The 14,740-nt window shown below is 70.6% G+C and carries 9 protein-coding genes and 1 pseudogene; 5 read left to right on the top strand and 5 right to left on the bottom strand.

Annotated elements, in window-relative coordinates; genetic code table 11:
• The first annotated feature begins 106 nt into the window (after positions 1-106).
• Positions 107-1,075 (top strand): aldo/keto reductase, encoded by a 969-nt coding sequence (locus IF78_RS0127790; RefSeq protein WP_031485629.1) that lies wholly within the window; start codon positions 107-109, stop codon positions 1,073-1,075.
• Positions 1,076-1,090: 15 nt separating this feature from the next.
• On the opposite strand, the gene IF78_RS0127795 is transcribed toward IF78_RS0127790, so the two are convergent.
• Positions 1,091-1,912 carry a phytanoyl-CoA dioxygenase family protein gene (locus tag IF78_RS0127795; protein WP_031485631.1) on the bottom strand — a complete coding sequence of 274 codons (822 nt, stop codon included), beginning with the start codon at positions 1,910-1,912 and terminating at the stop codon, positions 1,091-1,093.
• 63 nt (positions 1,913-1,975) lie between these two features.
• Here IF78_RS0127795 and IF78_RS0127800 point away from each other — a divergent pair, with 63 nt between their 5' ends.
• Both IF78_RS0127800 and IF78_RS0127805 read left to right on the top strand, forming a co-directional pair.
• The gene (locus tag IF78_RS0127800) at positions 1,976-2,950 is read left to right on the top strand and encodes a helix-turn-helix domain-containing protein (protein ID WP_031485634.1); all 975 of its coding nucleotides are present in this window, start codon (positions 1,976-1,978) and stop codon (positions 2,948-2,950) included.
• Positions 2,951-3,295: 345 nt separating this feature from the next.
• Positions 3,296-5,467: an RICIN domain-containing protein gene (locus tag IF78_RS0127805; RefSeq protein ID WP_031485636.1), complete on the top strand. Its 2,172-nt coding sequence runs from the start codon at positions 3,296-3,298 to the stop codon at positions 5,465-5,467.
• Between the two features lie 7 nt (positions 5,468-5,474).
• Here the strand turns inward: IF78_RS0127805 and IF78_RS0127810 are convergent, their stop codons facing one another.
• A complete protein-coding gene (locus IF78_RS0127810; protein ID WP_031485638.1) occupies positions 5,475-6,155 on the bottom strand; it encodes a DUF4232 domain-containing protein in 681 nt (226 codons plus the stop codon).
• A 69-nt stretch (positions 6,156-6,224) separates the two neighbouring features.
• Entirely contained in the window at positions 6,225-8,609 is a 2,385-nt protein-coding gene (locus tag IF78_RS0127815) for a SpoIIE family protein phosphatase (RefSeq protein ID WP_031485640.1), read from the bottom strand.
• Between the two features lie 349 nt (positions 8,610-8,958).
• On the opposite strand from IF78_RS0127815, the pseudogene IF78_RS46525 reads away from it, so the two are divergent.
• Positions 8,959-9,438: pseudogene (locus IF78_RS46525) on the top strand (glycoside hydrolase family 2 TIM barrel-domain containing protein); the annotation flags it as partial.
• Positions 9,439-9,917: 479 nt separating this feature from the next.
• Complete coding sequence (locus IF78_RS0127825; protein ID WP_031485644.1) at positions 9,918-12,161, top strand: glycoside hydrolase family 9 protein; 2,244 nt, start codon at positions 9,918-9,920, stop codon at positions 12,159-12,161.
• Between the two features lie 70 nt (positions 12,162-12,231).
• Here the strand turns inward: IF78_RS0127825 and IF78_RS0127830 are convergent, their stop codons facing one another.
• Both IF78_RS0127830 and qcrB read right to left on the bottom strand, forming a co-directional pair.
• Entirely contained in the window at positions 12,232-13,020 is a 789-nt protein-coding gene (locus IF78_RS0127830; RefSeq protein ID WP_051828226.1) for a hypothetical protein, read from the bottom strand.
• Positions 13,021-13,177: 157 nt separating this feature from the next.
• Positions 13,178-14,650, bottom strand: a complete 1,473-nt coding sequence (gene qcrB / locus IF78_RS0127835) for a cytochrome bc1 complex cytochrome b subunit (protein WP_031485648.1) — start codon at positions 14,648-14,650, stop codon at positions 13,178-13,180.
• Positions 14,651-14,740: the final 90 nt, after the last annotated feature.

The raw sequence follows: 14,740 nt of genomic DNA on the forward strand, positions 1-14,740 counted from the left end.
CTGCTGATCCGGCTTGATTCGCGGAGCGCGGCGTGAAAGCAGGGGTCGGCGGACGAGACCACGTACGCTCCCCCTGGAACCCACCCCGAAGGCAGGAGCAGCAACGATGCAGTACGTGAAGCTCGGTTCGACGGGCCTGGACGTGTCGCGGATCTGTCTGGGCTGCATGACCTACGGGCTCCCCGACCGCGGCGTGCACGAGTGGACCCTCGACGAGGAGGCGTCGCGGCCGCTGATCCGGCAGGCGCTGGACGCCGGGATCACCTTCTTCGACACCGCCAACGTCTACTCCGACGGCACCAGCGAGGAGATCGTCGGCAAGGCACTGCGCGACTTCGCCCGCCGCGACGAGATCGTGCTCGCGACGAAGGTGAACGGCCGGATGCGGCCCGGCCCCAACGGCGCCGGCCTCTCCCGCAAGGCCATCATGACGGAGATCGACCACAGCCTCGCCCGCCTCGGCACCGACTACGTCGACCTGTACCAGATCCACCGCTTCGACCCGCACACCCCGGTCGAGGAGACCATGGAGGCCCTGCACGACCTGGTCAAGGCGGGCAAAGTGCGCTACATCGGGGCGAGTTCGATGTACGCCTGGCAGTTCTCCAAGATGCAGTACACGGCCGAGCGGCACGGCTGGACCAAGTTCGTCTCGATGCAGAACTACTACAACCTCCTCTACCGCGAGGAGGAGCGCGAGATGCTGCCACTCTGCGCGGACCAGGGCGTCGGCGTGCTCCCCTGGAGCCCGCTGGCGAGGGGCCGGCTCACCCGCGACTGGGGCACGGTCACCGAACGCAGCGCGGGCGACGACTTCGGCAGTCGGCTGTACGTCGACAGCGACCGGGTAGTTGTGGACGCTGTGACCCGCGTCGCCAACGAACGCGGAGTCCCGCGCGCCCAGATCGCCCTGGCCTGGCTCCTGCACCAGAACACGGTGGCGGCCCCGATCATCGGAGCCGCCAAGCCGCACCACATAGAGGACGCGGCGGCGGCGGTCGAACTCGAGCTCACGGAGAAGGAGCTCGAGGAGCTCCAGCAGCCCTACACGCCGCATCCGATCATCGGTCACTGATCCTTGCGGTCATGCTCAGTGCGGCCCGTACGGCGCGAACTCGCTCCCGCACGGGCCCGCCCCCTCACTCTCGGCCAACGGCACACGGTCGCCACTCATCGAGAGCGTCCGGTAATACGCCCCGATCCGCTCAGCCGAACGCCCCACATAGTGACCGATGAACGACCGGCGAAAACGATCCTTCGTACGGTTCGGCTGCGACCCGTGCACCAGACTCCCGTTGAAGAACAGAACATCCCCCGGCTCCATGTCGACGGGAACAGCCGCCAGCCCGGCCGGAGGCTCGACGTACTCCCGAGCGAACGACACGTCAGAGTCTGCCAACTCCGGGCAGAACAGATCCATCTCATGCGTGCCGGGGACGACTTCGAGCCCCCCGTTGTCCCGGTCGATCACATCGCAGGCGATCCACGCCGCCACACACGTCCCCGGCTCCACCCGCAGATAGAAGTTGTCCTGGTGCAGCGCCTGCCCCCGCGCCCCCGGCGGCTTGAAGTAGAACATGCTCTGCGCCGCCAGCACCTCCTCACCGAGCACCGCCTCCAGCACACCGCGCAGCCGCGGATCGAGCAGCACGCGGAGGGCCCGCTCGTCGATCTCGTGCGGGTGCATCACCCGCGGGTACGCGCTCAGCGGATCGCCGTCCGACGGGCGCGGCTCGAAGTGGCCCGGCACCGGCCCGGCCGCGTGCAGCGCCGCGAACCGGGCGCAGAGCCGGTCGATCTCGTCGGACCCGAACAGCCCGCGTACGACCGTGAAGCCGTCCTCGCGGAACTGCCGGAGACCGGCCGCGGGCAGAATGGGTGCGCCGGTGGCGCTGATGTCCGTGGCTGTCATGCGTCCACTCCTCGGTCAGGTGTCCTCGCCCCGCAACGCTAGGCCGACACGCACCACAGGAGGATGACAGTGAGCGCTGACGAATTGCCCGGGACTGCTGCGCCCGGCGTACCCGCCCCGCCGCCGGGTCTGGTGGTCGTCGGACATTTCGACCAGCCGCCGGGCTACCGGATCGAACGGCCGCGCGGCGCGGACAGCTGGCTGTTCACGTGGACGACCGGCGGGCAGGGCCGACTCCGCCACGGAGGCGCCGAGACGCGGGCCGGCGCGGGGGACCTGGTGGTTCTCGCGCCCGGCGTCCCGCACCGCTACGGGGTCGAACCGGGCGCACGCCACTGGGAGTTCTGGTGGGTGCACTGCCAGGCCCGCCCCTCCTGGCGGCCCTGGCTGCTTCCGTACGACACCGGCGAGGGGATGTTCGTCGTCACGCCGACGCCGGCCGCGGTGCACGGCCGCGTCGAGGCGGCGTTCCGTCGGATGCTCGCCGACGCCCGCTGGACGGGGACGGAGGCGCCACCCGACGTGGCACTGGGGGATGAGCCGGTCACCGCGGCACTGGAGGACGAGCCAGTCACCGTGGCGCCCGGGGAAGAGCCCGTCGCCGTGGCGCACGGCACCGCGGCTCGCGAACTCGCCCTGTGCTCACTGGAGGAGGTCGTCCTGCTCACCGCCGGCACCGCGCGGGCGCCGCAGCCTCGCCCAGGTGTCGACACGCGGGTGAGCCGTGCGCAGGCGCTGATCGCCGCCGACCCGGCTGCCCCGCACACCGTTCGCTCGCTCGCCGGGCATGTCGCGCTCTCGCCCTCGCGGTTCGCGTACCTCTTCACCCGGCAGACCGGGCAGTCGCCGATGCGCGCGCTGCGCGAGGCGCGTCTGCGACACGCCGCCCGGCTGCTGGAGAGCAGCGACCTGTCCGTGGAGCGTGTGGCAGCCGCCTCGGGGTTCGTCAGCCCGTTTCACTTCAACCGGGTGTTCCGGGAACGGTACGGGATGCCGCCCGGTGCGTACCGGGCGACCGGTTCAATGGTTGGCGAGTGAGCTGTGAAAGTCCGGTGAAGGCAGGTGTGCACGTATGACCAGGCAAAAAGGCGGGAGTGTGGCGCGTCAATGGTTTGGGTGGGGGCCGTGGCGTCGCTCAGTGAATACCATTTCCGATTGCGCCGTGGATACCGTGCAATGAGTTCCGCCGACTATTGACCGATCGTCAAATGAAGCCTGTCCAGCGCGCAATCCGCAAAAACCCGGAATGGCTTGTTCCCTGTCCCTGACCTGTGCAAAGGTGTGCTTCGCTCCCACATGCCCCACGGTTCACAAGAGCTGTGCACGGAGCATACCCCTTGGTATGGACCTTCTTTGCCGCATGCCCTCCGGAGGAATGCCGTCGTGCATGACGCTGGCCTGTCGAATTCCCCTCGCGACGCCCGCTTTGAAGTGACGGACGCTCAACTGAGCGCCGAACTCAAGAGGTGGACAGGGGCGGCACCGGCGCTCCATCCGGTCGGTGAACTCCTCGACCGGCACTGGGAAGCGGGCTTCGCCTACGCGCGGCTGTGCACCGTGGATGCCCGTTCCGCGGGAATGCTCACCACCGCGGCATTCACCCGCCTTTTCGGCGAAACGCTGCGGCAGACCGGACCGACGGCCGCGTGGCGCCCCCAACTGCTCGTCACCGTGCGGCGCATCGCGGCCGAGTGGGACAACGACCGCAGCCGCGAGCTGCTCCACCCCGAGCTGCGCTCCGACTCGGCCGGCGCGGAGCGCGCCGCCGCCCGGCTGCTGCCGCCGGCCAACCGCCGACTGCTGACCGGGGCCTTCCAGCGGCTTCCCCAGTCCGCCCGCTGTCTGCTGTGGCACACCGAGGTCGAGGCCGAGCCGCTGGCCGTACCGGCCGGACTCCTCGGCCTCGACGAGGAGTGCGCCCGCGTCGAACTGGGCCGGGCCTGCGAGCGGTTGCGCGAGGAATGCCTCCAGGTCCACCGCGAACTCGCCCCCGAGCAGGAGTGCCGACGCTATCTGCGGATGCTGGACGTCACCTACCGGCGCGGCGGCGTCGACATCGACCCCGACCTGGGCGAGCACCTGAACCGGTGCGCGCACTGCAGCGACGGAGCCGAGCAGCTGAACTTCTTCAACGCGGGGCTCGGTGTCGCGCTGGCCGAGGCGGTGCTCGGCTGGGGCGCGGGTGCCTATCTGGAGTCGAGAACGAGACCGGCCGACACGCCGGCGGAGGTGCGGCCGCCGACGCGGGTGCCGGAGATCGCGGGCGAGTCCTTCTTCGCCGACGGGGACGCCTTCACCCCTGCGGGAGACGCCCCGGCCCCTGCCGGAGAGGTCGCCCCGGGGGCGGGCCCGGTCCCAGTCCCTCCGCCCCCGCCGTCGACGCCGCCGCTCGCCGCCGAGGTCTTCGCCCCCGGAGGAGAGCCGTTCACCCCTGTGGCAGGGACGGCCCCCACCACAGGCGAGCCCTTCGCCGCCGCGGACATGGTCTCCTCGCCCGCGGAGCCGGGCCCCCGAAGCTCCCGCCGGGCCGCCCGCCGGGCCGCCTCGGGCACCGCCGCCGCATCGGCTTCCACAGCGCCCACCGGCGAGACCCGCACCTGCTCCCGCCGTTCGGCCCTCAAGGCCGCCCGCCGTGCCGCACGGCGGCGCAACCTCACCGCGGCCGTCGCAACCGTCAGCGCGCTCGTCGTCCTTCCGCTCGTCGTCTGGGCCGCGGTCGGTTCCGGAGACGACCCCGCCCCGGCCGCGGGCGACCGCCCCACCGAGACGCCTGACGCCGACCGGGGCTCCACCACCGGCAATCCGTCCTGGGCGGGCGCGGCCGAGGCCGCGAAGGGTGATCTGCGGGGCCGGCTGTACAACATCGGGTCCGGGCTGTGCGTCGGCATCGTCGGCGGGAAGGCCCAGGAGAACGCGGAGACCGCACTCACCAAGTGCTCCGCGGAGCCCGACCAGCAGTGGTCGTACGAGACCGACGGACTGATGCGCAGCGCCGCCGACCCCGACCTCTGTCTCGACTCGCATCTCGGCTACTCGGTCCGGCTGGCCCCGTGCAAGGCAGCCTCCGACTCCGAGAACAAGAACGTCCGTTACGACTTCACCCTCCAGGGCACCCTGGTGCCGCGCTTCGACCAGGACCTGGCCCTCAGCCCCGCCGCCACCGACGGCTCGGGAGCCCTGGTCCTCAAGACCCGCGACGACGACGGCGACGCGCAGCACTGGGTGTTCGACACCTCCCGGACGGAGCTCCAGATGGAGGTGGTCAACTGGGGCGAGGAGATCACGGACGACACGCCGAGCACACCGGCGCCGACCCCCACCACCAAGTCGTCGAAGAGCCCGACCCCCACTCCGACGCCGTCCTCGACCCCGTCGGCCTCACAGCCGACGTCCACGAGCCCGTACCCGACCGACGTGTGCTCCTCCTACCCGTCCTACTGCTCCGGGGATGGGGACGGCCAGTACGGCTGGTCCGGCGGCGGGTACGGGGGTTCCGGCGGGTACGGGGGCGCCGGTGGGTATGGCGGCGGATACGGCGGTGGCGGTCGCCGCTGACCGGGGATCAGCCGCCCGTGCCGGGCTGGAGCACCGTCAGGAACACCGAGGACTCGTTGCCGGCCACGGGCACCTCACCGGCCGTCCAGGCCACCTTGAGCGGGTCCCGCTCGTCGGGCGGCGTCACGAGCAGCGCCTCCGGCACGGCGGTCCGGGCTCCGCTGATCTCCGGGCTGGCGTAGGTCAGCCCGGCCCATGCGCTCCGGCCCGGGGCCAGCGTCACGGTCGTCGGTGTGTCGGGGGAGCGCTTCGGGTCCGGTCCGAGCTGCCTGCCGGACGCGTCCACGAAGGCGGCACCGGGATAGCCGCGCACGCTGCAGGTGCGGTCGGTCGTGTTGGTCAGCACGATCGGGAAGTTCCGTTGCCCCGCACCGGGACTGGGACGGCCGATCTTCGCGCGCAGCTCGGAGGTGTGGCAGCGCGGGGCCGCGGCGGCCGACTGGGTCACGGGACTGCCGGTGTCGGCGGTGCCCGGTCCGGTCGTGTCCGGCTCGGCCGCGGGACTCCCCGTATCGACCGTGGCCGTACCGCTGCTCGTGCCGGCCGGTGTCCGCACGGCACCGCCGGCGTCGGCGCCGCTGCCGCATGCCGCGGCAAGGCTCAGCAACGCGACGGCGCTCACCAGGGGAGTCGCCCTGCGGACCCGCTGTACGCGGTGCGCGGAGTGGAATGCCCGTGTGCGTCCCATGTCTGTGACGACTCCCCGTTTTCCCGCTGAGTACTCACACGCGTGCTCACACGAGTGCCAGCGCTCGTCTCAGCCCTCGTCGACGAGCCCGATCTCCGCCCAGATCGTCTTGCCGTCCGCCGTGTGCCGGCTGCCCCAGCGCTGGGTGAGCTGGGCGACCAGCAGCAGCCCGCGGCCGCCCTCGTCGAAGGTCTTGGCGCGGCGCAGATGCGGTGCCGTGTGGCTGTTGTCGGAGACCTCGCAGATCAGTGTGGCCGCGTCGTGGATCAGCCGGAGCCGGATGGGCCGGATGCCGTAGCGGATGGCGTTGGTGACCAGCTCGCTCACCACCAGCTCGGCGGTGAACGACGCCTCGCTCAGGTTCCAGGACCCGAGCTGGTCGACGACCTGCTTGCGGATGGGCGCGACGAGCGCCGGGTCCGCGGGGATGTCCCAGGTCGCGACCCGGGAAGGGGGAAGCCCCTGGGTACGGGCCAGCAGCAGCGCCACGTCGTCGGCGGCGCCACCCGGCGGGAGCAGGGCGCGCAGGACGTGGTCGCAGGTCTCGTCCAGCGAGTCGGAACGGGCCGCCAGCGCCTCGCACAGGAGCATGTGGCCGGCGTCGACGTCGCGTTCACGCGTCTCGATGAGGCCGTCCGTGTAGAAGGAGAGCACGGTGCCCTCGCGCAGTTCGATCTCGGCGGACTCGAACGGCAGCCCGCCCAGGCCCAGCGGCGGCCCGGCGGGCAGTTCGATCTCCCGAGGCTCGCCGCCCGGCGGGATCATGACCGGCGAGGGGTGCCCGGCCCGGGCCAGCGTGCAGCGCCGGGAGACCGGGTCGTACACCGCGTACAGACAAGTGGCGCCGACCTCGCCGGGGCTGTCCTCGTTGCCCGTCTCCTCGGAGAGGCGGACGACCAGGTCGTCGAGGTGGGTCAGCAGCTCGTCGGGCGCGAGATCGATGTCGGCGAGGGTGCGTACGGCGGTGCGCAGCCGGCCCATGGTGGCCGAGGCCTGGATGCCGTGCCCGACGACGTCCCCGACGACCATCGCGACCCGCAGCCCCGACAGCGGGATCACGTCGAACCAGTCGCCGCCCACCCCCGACCGCGCCGCCGGGAGATAGCGGGAGGCCGCTTCGAGCGCGGCGGTGTGCGGCAGGGACCGGGGGAGCAGGCTGCGTTGCAGGGCGAGGGCGGTCTCTCGTTCGCGGGAGTAGCGGCGGGCGTTGTCGATGCAGACGGCCGCCCGTGCGGTGATCTCCTCGGCCAGCAGCACGTCGTCGGGCGTGAACGGCTCGGGGTTCCTGAACCGGGTGAGCACGGCGACGCCGAGGGTGGTGCCGCGCGCCTGGACCGGCACGGCCATGGTGGTGTGGATGCCGTACTCCTGGATCCGCTCGGCGCGTGCCGGGTCCCAGGAGAGCCACTGCCCGAGGTCGCCGGTCGCCGTCGAGGCCACGATGGCGTGTCCCGCCAGCAGCGCGTCGGCCTGGGGTGACGGTGCCGGATACACGTCCACGTTCCCCGGCTTGACCACGGCTTCGGGGGTGTCGTGGTCGACGGACCGGTGGGCGGCCCGGCGCAGGGTGACCGGGGCCGTCAGTCTGCCGGTGGGCAGTTCGCCGCCGTGCTCCGGAGGGTCCAGCAGGTCGACGCTCACGAAGTCGGCGAGGGCGGGGACGCAGACGTCCGCCAGCTCCTGGGCCGTGCGGGCGACGTCCAGGGTGCTGCCGATGCGCACGCTGGCCTCGTTCACCAACTGCAGCCGCTCCTGGGCCAGATACTGGTCGGTGAAGTCGTGCGCGGCGACGGACACACCGCGCACCCGCCCCTTGGCGTCGGTGATCGGAGCCATGCGGGCCAGCCAGGCGTACATACGGTCCCCGCCGACGGGGACGTACGTCCGAACGTCGGTGCCCCGGCCCGTGGTGAGCACGCGCAGGAGCTGCCGCTCGATGTCGTAGCTCTGCGCTCTGCCGGTCAGCTCGGGCGCCCGCAGGCCTCGTACGTGCTCCTCGGAGAGGCTGAGCACCTCCGCCATGACGGAGTTGATCCTGCGCAGCCGGAGCCGCTCGTCGTAAATGGCGATGGCGCAGGGGGATTCCAGGAGCCCGACGTTGTCCAGCGGATCGCCGGGCAGCCGTGGGCCGTCCCCCTCGATCGGCGTGACCACGAGCCAGCGGTCGGGCCCGGCGTCCGGCGGCCGCACCCGGTGGGCGAGCAGCCACACCGCCACCTCGCGGCCGTCGCGATGGCGGAGGCTGAGGATGCCGTCCCAACGCTCGCCCTCGGGGGCGCCGGCGGCGCTGTGCCCGTCGTCGGCCAGCAGATCCACGGCGGGGCGCCCCAGGACCTCGGCGGCCGGGTGACCCAGCAATCGCTCCGCCCCGGCGTTCCACTCGACGAGCAAGCCGCTGTCGTCGATGACCGCCCGGGCCGTCGCGGCCTCGTCGAACGGGTACTCCGGGCTCATGGTCGCCGCCACTCCATCGCGCACACTCACGGTGATCAAGCGTGTGACTTGTGCTCCAGCCTAGTGCTTCGGCGTCTCGCACGTATCGGAACCCCCTTGGTGCACTCTTGACTGCCCCGCGTGACGTCCCGTCAGAAGCCGTTTGTTCACGATCAGTTGTGAGTACTTCTGGGCTCTGATGCGGGAGAGTCGCCATGGCAGTCACTCGAAGATCGTTACTTCTCGCCTCCACGGCCGCCCCGGCGACCGGAGCGCCGCTGAGCACCCCACCGCACAGGCCGCGGAACTCGCCCGGGCCGCGGGTGCGGGGGTCGGCCGCCGCGCGGCCGCGCTGCGCGACGGCTGGTGCTTCGCCTTGGGCCTCACCGACCTGGTGCACACCGACGGCCGCACCGAGAACGTGCTCGCGGTCAAGGTGCACAACCGCCTCCCCAGCAGCCGCTGGTACTCGGGCAGCGGCATCTACCGCGAGGCCCGCCTCGTCGTCACCGAGCCGGTGCACGTGGAGCGCTGGGGGATGTACGTCACCACGCCCGAGGTCACCGAGGAGCGGGACGCCGTACGGGTGCGGACCTCGGTGGTGAACGCCTCCGCAAGTGGCACGGACGTCGAGATCGTCTCGCGGATCGTCGATCCCCGTGGCCGTACCGTGGCCCGCACGTCCTCCACGACAGCCGTCACCGACAAGGCCACCGAGACGCACGAACTCACGGTCTCCGAGCCGAAGTTGTGGGATTTCGCCACCCTGCAGCACCGCTACACCCTGAAGACCCGGACGAGGGCTTCCACCTCAACGGCGCCTACAGCAAGACAAGGGCTCCGGTTCTTCGACGAGTGGGGCGCGAAGGACGCCACCGAGATGGTGCTCGGGCCTGCGGCCGGGCAGCGTGAGCGTACGGACGATTCCCGCGAGGCAGGCGCGCTCACCCCGGCCGGGGTGGTCGAGCCCGATCACCCCACGCCCCCGAACTACCCGTACGCGGACGCCAGTTACTCCGGACGACCGGACACCCTCCCGGCGGCCATGCTCGACGGCGACCCGGCCACCGGCTGGTCCAACGGCTTCCTCAAGGCGGCCACGGCCCTGCTGCCCGCCTTCGACGGAGCCCGCTCCGAGGACTGGGTCTCGGTGGACTTCGGACGTGCCCGGACCTTCGACCGGGAAGGCGACCGATCGCGGCAATCCCAGCGAAGCGTTACGTCCGGACCGTTGACGGAGTGTCAGGTCGCCGACAAGCATGGCTGCGTCCGCATCTGGGAGCGCTCCCACCGGGAGCGTCACCCGCACCTCTCCCGAGGAGCCCAGACGTGAAACGACGCAGAACCATCCTGTTGTCCCTGACGGCCCTGCTGGCGGCCGGACTCACCGCATTCCCGGCCGCATCGGCCGGCGCCGAGGAGGTCGAGCAGCTCAAGAACGGGACGTTCGACACCACGACCGAGCCGTGGTGGGCGACCAGCAACGTCACCGCGGGTCTGTCCGACGGGCGGCTGTGCGCCGACGTTCCCGGCGGTACCACCAACCGCTGGGACGCCGCCGTCGGCCAGAACGACATCACGCTGGTGAAGGGGGAGTCGTACCGCTTCTCCTTCACCGCCAACGCCTCGCCCGAGGCGCATGTCGTGCGGGCGATCGTCGGCCAGTCGGCGGCGCCGTACGACACCTGGTTCGAGGTGACGCCGGAGCTGAGCGTCTCCGGGAACTCGTACGCGTACACCTTCACCTCGCCCGTCGACACCCCGCAGGGCCAGGTCGCCTTCCAACTCGGCGGCAGCACCGACCCGTGGCGCTTCTGCATGGACAACGCCTCGCTGCTGGGCGGAGTGCCACCCGAGGTGTACGAACCCGACACCGGGCCACGGGTGCGGGTGAACCAGGTCGCCTATGTGCCCGCCGGACCGAAGAAGGCCACGCTGGTCACCGACGCCACCGAGCGGCTGCCCTGGCAGCTGAAGAGCGCTGACGGTGCTGTGGTCGCGCGGGGCTGGACGGTGCCGCGCGGCACCGACGCCTCCTCCGCGCAGAACGTCCACTCCATCGATTTCGGCGCCTACCGCAAGCAGGGCAAAAACCTCACACTGGTCGCCGACGGGGAGGCGAGCCGCCCCTTCGACATCGGCACGGCCGCCTACGAGCGGCTGCGGCTCGACGCCGTGAAGTACTACTACACACAGCGCAGCGGCATCGCGATCCGCGACGACCTGCGCCCGGGCTACGCCCGCCCCGCCGGACACGTCGACGTCGCGCCCAACCAGGGCGACGGAGCGGTGCCCTGCCAGCCGGGAGTGTGCGACTACAGGCTGGACGTCACCGGGGGCTGGTACGACGCGGGCGACCACGGCAAGTACGTCGTCAACGGCGGCATCTCCGTGTGGGAGCTGCTGAGCACGTACGAACGCGAACTGCTCGCCCGCACCGGGGAGTCGGAGAAGCTCGGCGACGGCACGCTCGCCATCCCGGAGAGCGGCAACAAAGTGCCGGACATCCTGGACGAGGTCCGCTGGGAGCTGGACTTCCTGCTGAAGATGCAGGTGCCCACGGGGCAGCCGCTGGCCGGCATGGCCCACCACAAGATCCACGACGAGCAGTGGACGGGCCTGCCGCTGATGCCGCACGACGACCCGCAGAAGCGCGAACTGCACCCGCCGTCCACCGCGGCGACCCTGAATCTGGCGGCGACGGCCGCGCAGGCGGCGCGCCTGTACAAGCCGTACGACAAGGAGTTCGCGGCGAAGACTCTGGCGGCCGCCCGCAAGGCGTGGTCGGCGGCACTCGCGCACCCCGACCGGTACGCCTCCGAGAGCGACGGCGTCGGCGGCGGCGCGTACGCCGACAACAACGTCACCGACGAGTTCTACTGGGCGGCCGCCGAGCTGTATCTCAGCACCGGTGAAAAGGAGTTCTCGGACCACGTCCTCAACTCCCCGGTCCATACGGCCGACATCTTCGGTCCGCTCGGCTACGACTGGGCCAGGACGGCGGCGGCCGCCCGGCTGGACCTCGCCACCGTGCCGAGCAAGCTGCCCGGCCGGGACAAGGTGCGCCAGTCGGTCGTCAAGGGCGCGGACCGCTACCTGGCCACGCTGAAGGCACAGCCGTACGGGATGCCGTACGCCCCCGAGGGCAACCTCTACGACTGGGGCTCCAACCACCAGGTCCTGCACAACGCCGTCGTCATCGCCACGGCGTACGACATCACGGGTGCCTCCAAGTACCGTGACGCGGCCGTGCAGAGCATGGACTACCTCTTCGGCCGCAACGCGCTGAACATCTCGTACGTGACCGGCTACGGCGAGGTCAACTCCCAGAACCAGCACGCCCGTTGGTACGCCCACCAGCTCGATCCGAACCAGCCGAACCCGCCGGCCGGCACGCTCGCCGGCGGGCCGAACTCGAGCATCCAGGACCCCTACGCACAGAGCAAACTCCAGGGATGCGTCGGTCAGTTCTGCTACATCGACGACATCCAGTCCTGGTCGACGAACGAGCACACGATCAACTGGAACTCGGCCCTGGCCCGGATGGCCTCCTTCGTGGCCGGCCAGGGATGACGGCCGGCTGAGAAGGGACGGGAGGCCCGCTGCCGACGGGTGCGGCAGCGGGCCTCCCCTGTGCCGGGCGCTACCGGGTGATGTTCTTGACCGGGAGGTCCTTGCTCGCCCCCGCTATGTAGTAGTCCTTGGGCGCGGAGAAGATCACGAACTCGTTGTCGTAGTTCCGGATCTCGGCGCGGACGGTGAAGTCGCCGCGGGCGTCGGTGGTGGTCTGTGCGTTGTAGGCGCTCTCGAAGTACGTCCGCAGGAACACCCGGGTGCCCGCGATCGGGCCGTGCCCGGCGGGCCAGGCGATTCTGCCCTTGACGACGAGGGTGTCGCCCACGCGCACCTTGGTCTTGTTGACCCGGTAGGTGATGGCGCTGGTGACCGGCTTCACCTTGACCGTGGTGTCGGCGAAGGCCATGTGGAAGTCGGTGGGGTCGGTGTCGTAGACGGCCCGGAACATCACCCGGTGGCGCGGGAAGAGGTAGGGGCTGGGTTTGGCGTCCACGCGGTCCGCGGGGACGTCCTCCAGGGTGAAGTGGCCCTCGTCGTCCGTGTGGACGGTGCCCAGGTCGCGGGTCTCCCACTCGGTCGGGTCGATGGGGTCTCCCCACGGGTTCCAGGTGTCGAACAGCACCGATTCCTCGAGCCGGACCGGTGCGTGGGTGACGGGAGTGCCGTCGGCGCGGGTGAGGGTGCCGGTCAGGTCGACCGTGCGGTTGGTGTAGTCGGTGGTGGCGGTGCTGCTGGTGAGGGTCACCCGGTAGTCGTCGCCGTCCGCCGCGTGGGCGGGCGGCACGAGGATCGCGGTGGCGGCCAGGGCGAGAGCGGTGACGGCGGTCGGTCGGGCGGCCGTTGAGCGCATGTACACGTGAACTCCGTTGGTGGTGTGAGCTGTTGTCGTCCCCGGAGCACCTTTGGTGTCGGTATGGGGTCTGACAGCGGGACCGCGCCAGGAGTTGTAGGGGGCCGTCGGGTCGAGACGGCCCCGGTACATGTCGTTCGCCCGATGGTCGCTTCCGGTTCCCCTACGGTTCGTGCTCGACGAGCTCGCCGGGCCGCTCGTGGGCGGTCAGCGTATGGAGTTCGGCCTGGCTCAGTGGTGCGTGCACCTCGACGTACTCTCCGTGCGGAAGCCGCTTGATCACGCCCGTCTCCCGGCCGTGCACCACCCGTTCCTTGTCGCGGAGTTGCAGGCCAAGGCAGACGCGGCGGGTGACGACGAACACGGCCACCGGGACGAACAGCGTTGCGATGCGGATCGCCCAGGTCACCGTGTTGATCGACAGATGGAGGCGGGTGGCCAGGATGTCGTTGCCGCCGCCCGCGAGGAGGATCAGATAGAGGCTGATCCAGGCCGCGCCGATCCCGGTGCGGACGGGGCGGTTGCGGGGGCGGTCGAGGAGATGGTGCTCGCGCTTGTCGCCGGTGACCCGGGCCTCCAGGAAGGGATACACGCCGATGAAGACCAGCAGGAGCGGGAAGACCACGACCGGGATCAGCACCCCGAGGACCAGAGTGTGACCCCACAACGTGATCTCCCAGCCCGGCATGATCCTGACCAGCCCCTCGGCGAAGCCCAGGTACCAGTCGGGCTGGGCGCCGGTGGAGACCTGGTCGGCGCGGTAAGGGCCGTACGACCAGACAGGGTTGATCGTCGCCACGGCCGCCATCACGGCGAGCGCGCCGAAGACCAGGAAGAAGAAGCCGCCCGCCTTCGCCAGGTACACCGGCATGAACGGGGCGCCGACGACATTGCGCTCGGTCCGCCCGGGGCCCGCGAACTGGGTGTGCTTGTGGTACACGACCAGCAGGAGGTGCGCGACGACCAGCGCCGCCATGATGCCGGGGATCACCAGGATGTGCAGCGAGTAGAAGCGGGCCACGATGTCGTCGCCCGGGAACTCTCCGCCGAACAGGAACATCGACAGATACGTCCCCACGATCGGCACGGAGAGCAGGGCGCCGTTCACGAACCGCAGGCCCGTGCCCGACAGCAGGTCGTCCGGCAGCGAATAGCCGAACAGGCCCTCGAACATGCCGAGGAACAGCAGAGTCCAGCCGAACAGCCAGTTGATCTCCCGGGGCTTGCGGAACGACCCCGTGAAGAAGTGCCGCATCATGTGCGTGAGCATCCCGGCGACGAAGACCAGCGCCGACCAGTGGTGCAGCTGCCGCATCAGCAGTCCGCCCCGAACGTCGAAGCTGATATCGAGCGTGGAGGCGTACGCCTCGGACATGCGGACGCCGTTCAGCGGGAGGTAACTGCCGTGGTACGTCACTTCGTTCATCGACGGGTGGAAGAAGAAGGTGAGGTACACGCCCGTGAGGATCAGTACGGCGAAGCTGTACAGGCATATCTCGCCCAGCAGGAAGGACCAGTGGTCCGGGAACACCTTGCGCAGATACTTCCGGCCCAGGGAGTGGATGCCGAGCCGCCCGTCGAACCAGTCCGCGACCCGCTCGCCCCTGCCGGGCCCGGGCAGTTCCCGGGTGCTCATTAGAGGACCATCCCTTCTGCAGCCCTGGGTAGGGTTGTGACCTCTCGGTCCCGGTGGGTGCACGGCCAAGGGTGCGAGCCAGGTGATGGC

It is taken from the genome of Streptomyces bicolor (genome assembly GCF_000719285.1).
Lineage (GTDB): Bacteria > Actinomycetota > Actinomycetes > Streptomycetales > Streptomycetaceae > Streptomyces > Streptomyces bicolor.

What these genes read in the sequence shown, in the direction of transcription:
- IF78_RS0127790 (WP_031485629.1), top strand. Translation starts at nt 107, where the DNA reads ATGCAGTACGTGAAGCTCGGTTCGACGGGCCTGGACGTGTCGCGGATC.
- IF78_RS0127795 (WP_031485631.1), bottom strand. Translation starts at nt 1,912, where the DNA reads ATGACAGCCACGGACATCAGCGCCACCGGCGCACCCATTCTGCCCGCG.
- IF78_RS0127800 (WP_031485634.1), top strand. Translation starts at nt 1,976, where the DNA reads ATGACAGTGAGCGCTGACGAATTGCCCGGGACTGCTGCGCCCGGCGTA.
- IF78_RS0127810 (WP_031485638.1), bottom strand. Translation starts at nt 6,155, where the DNA reads ATGGGACGCACACGGGCATTCCACTCCGCGCACCGCGTACAGCGGGTC.
- IF78_RS0127815 (WP_031485640.1), bottom strand. Translation starts at nt 8,609, where the DNA reads ATGAGCCCGGAGTACCCGTTCGACGAGGCCGCGACGGCCCGGGCGGTC.
- qcrB (WP_031485648.1), bottom strand. Translation starts at nt 14,650, where the DNA reads ATGAGCACCCGGGAACTGCCCGGGCCCGGCAGGGGCGAGCGGGTCGCG.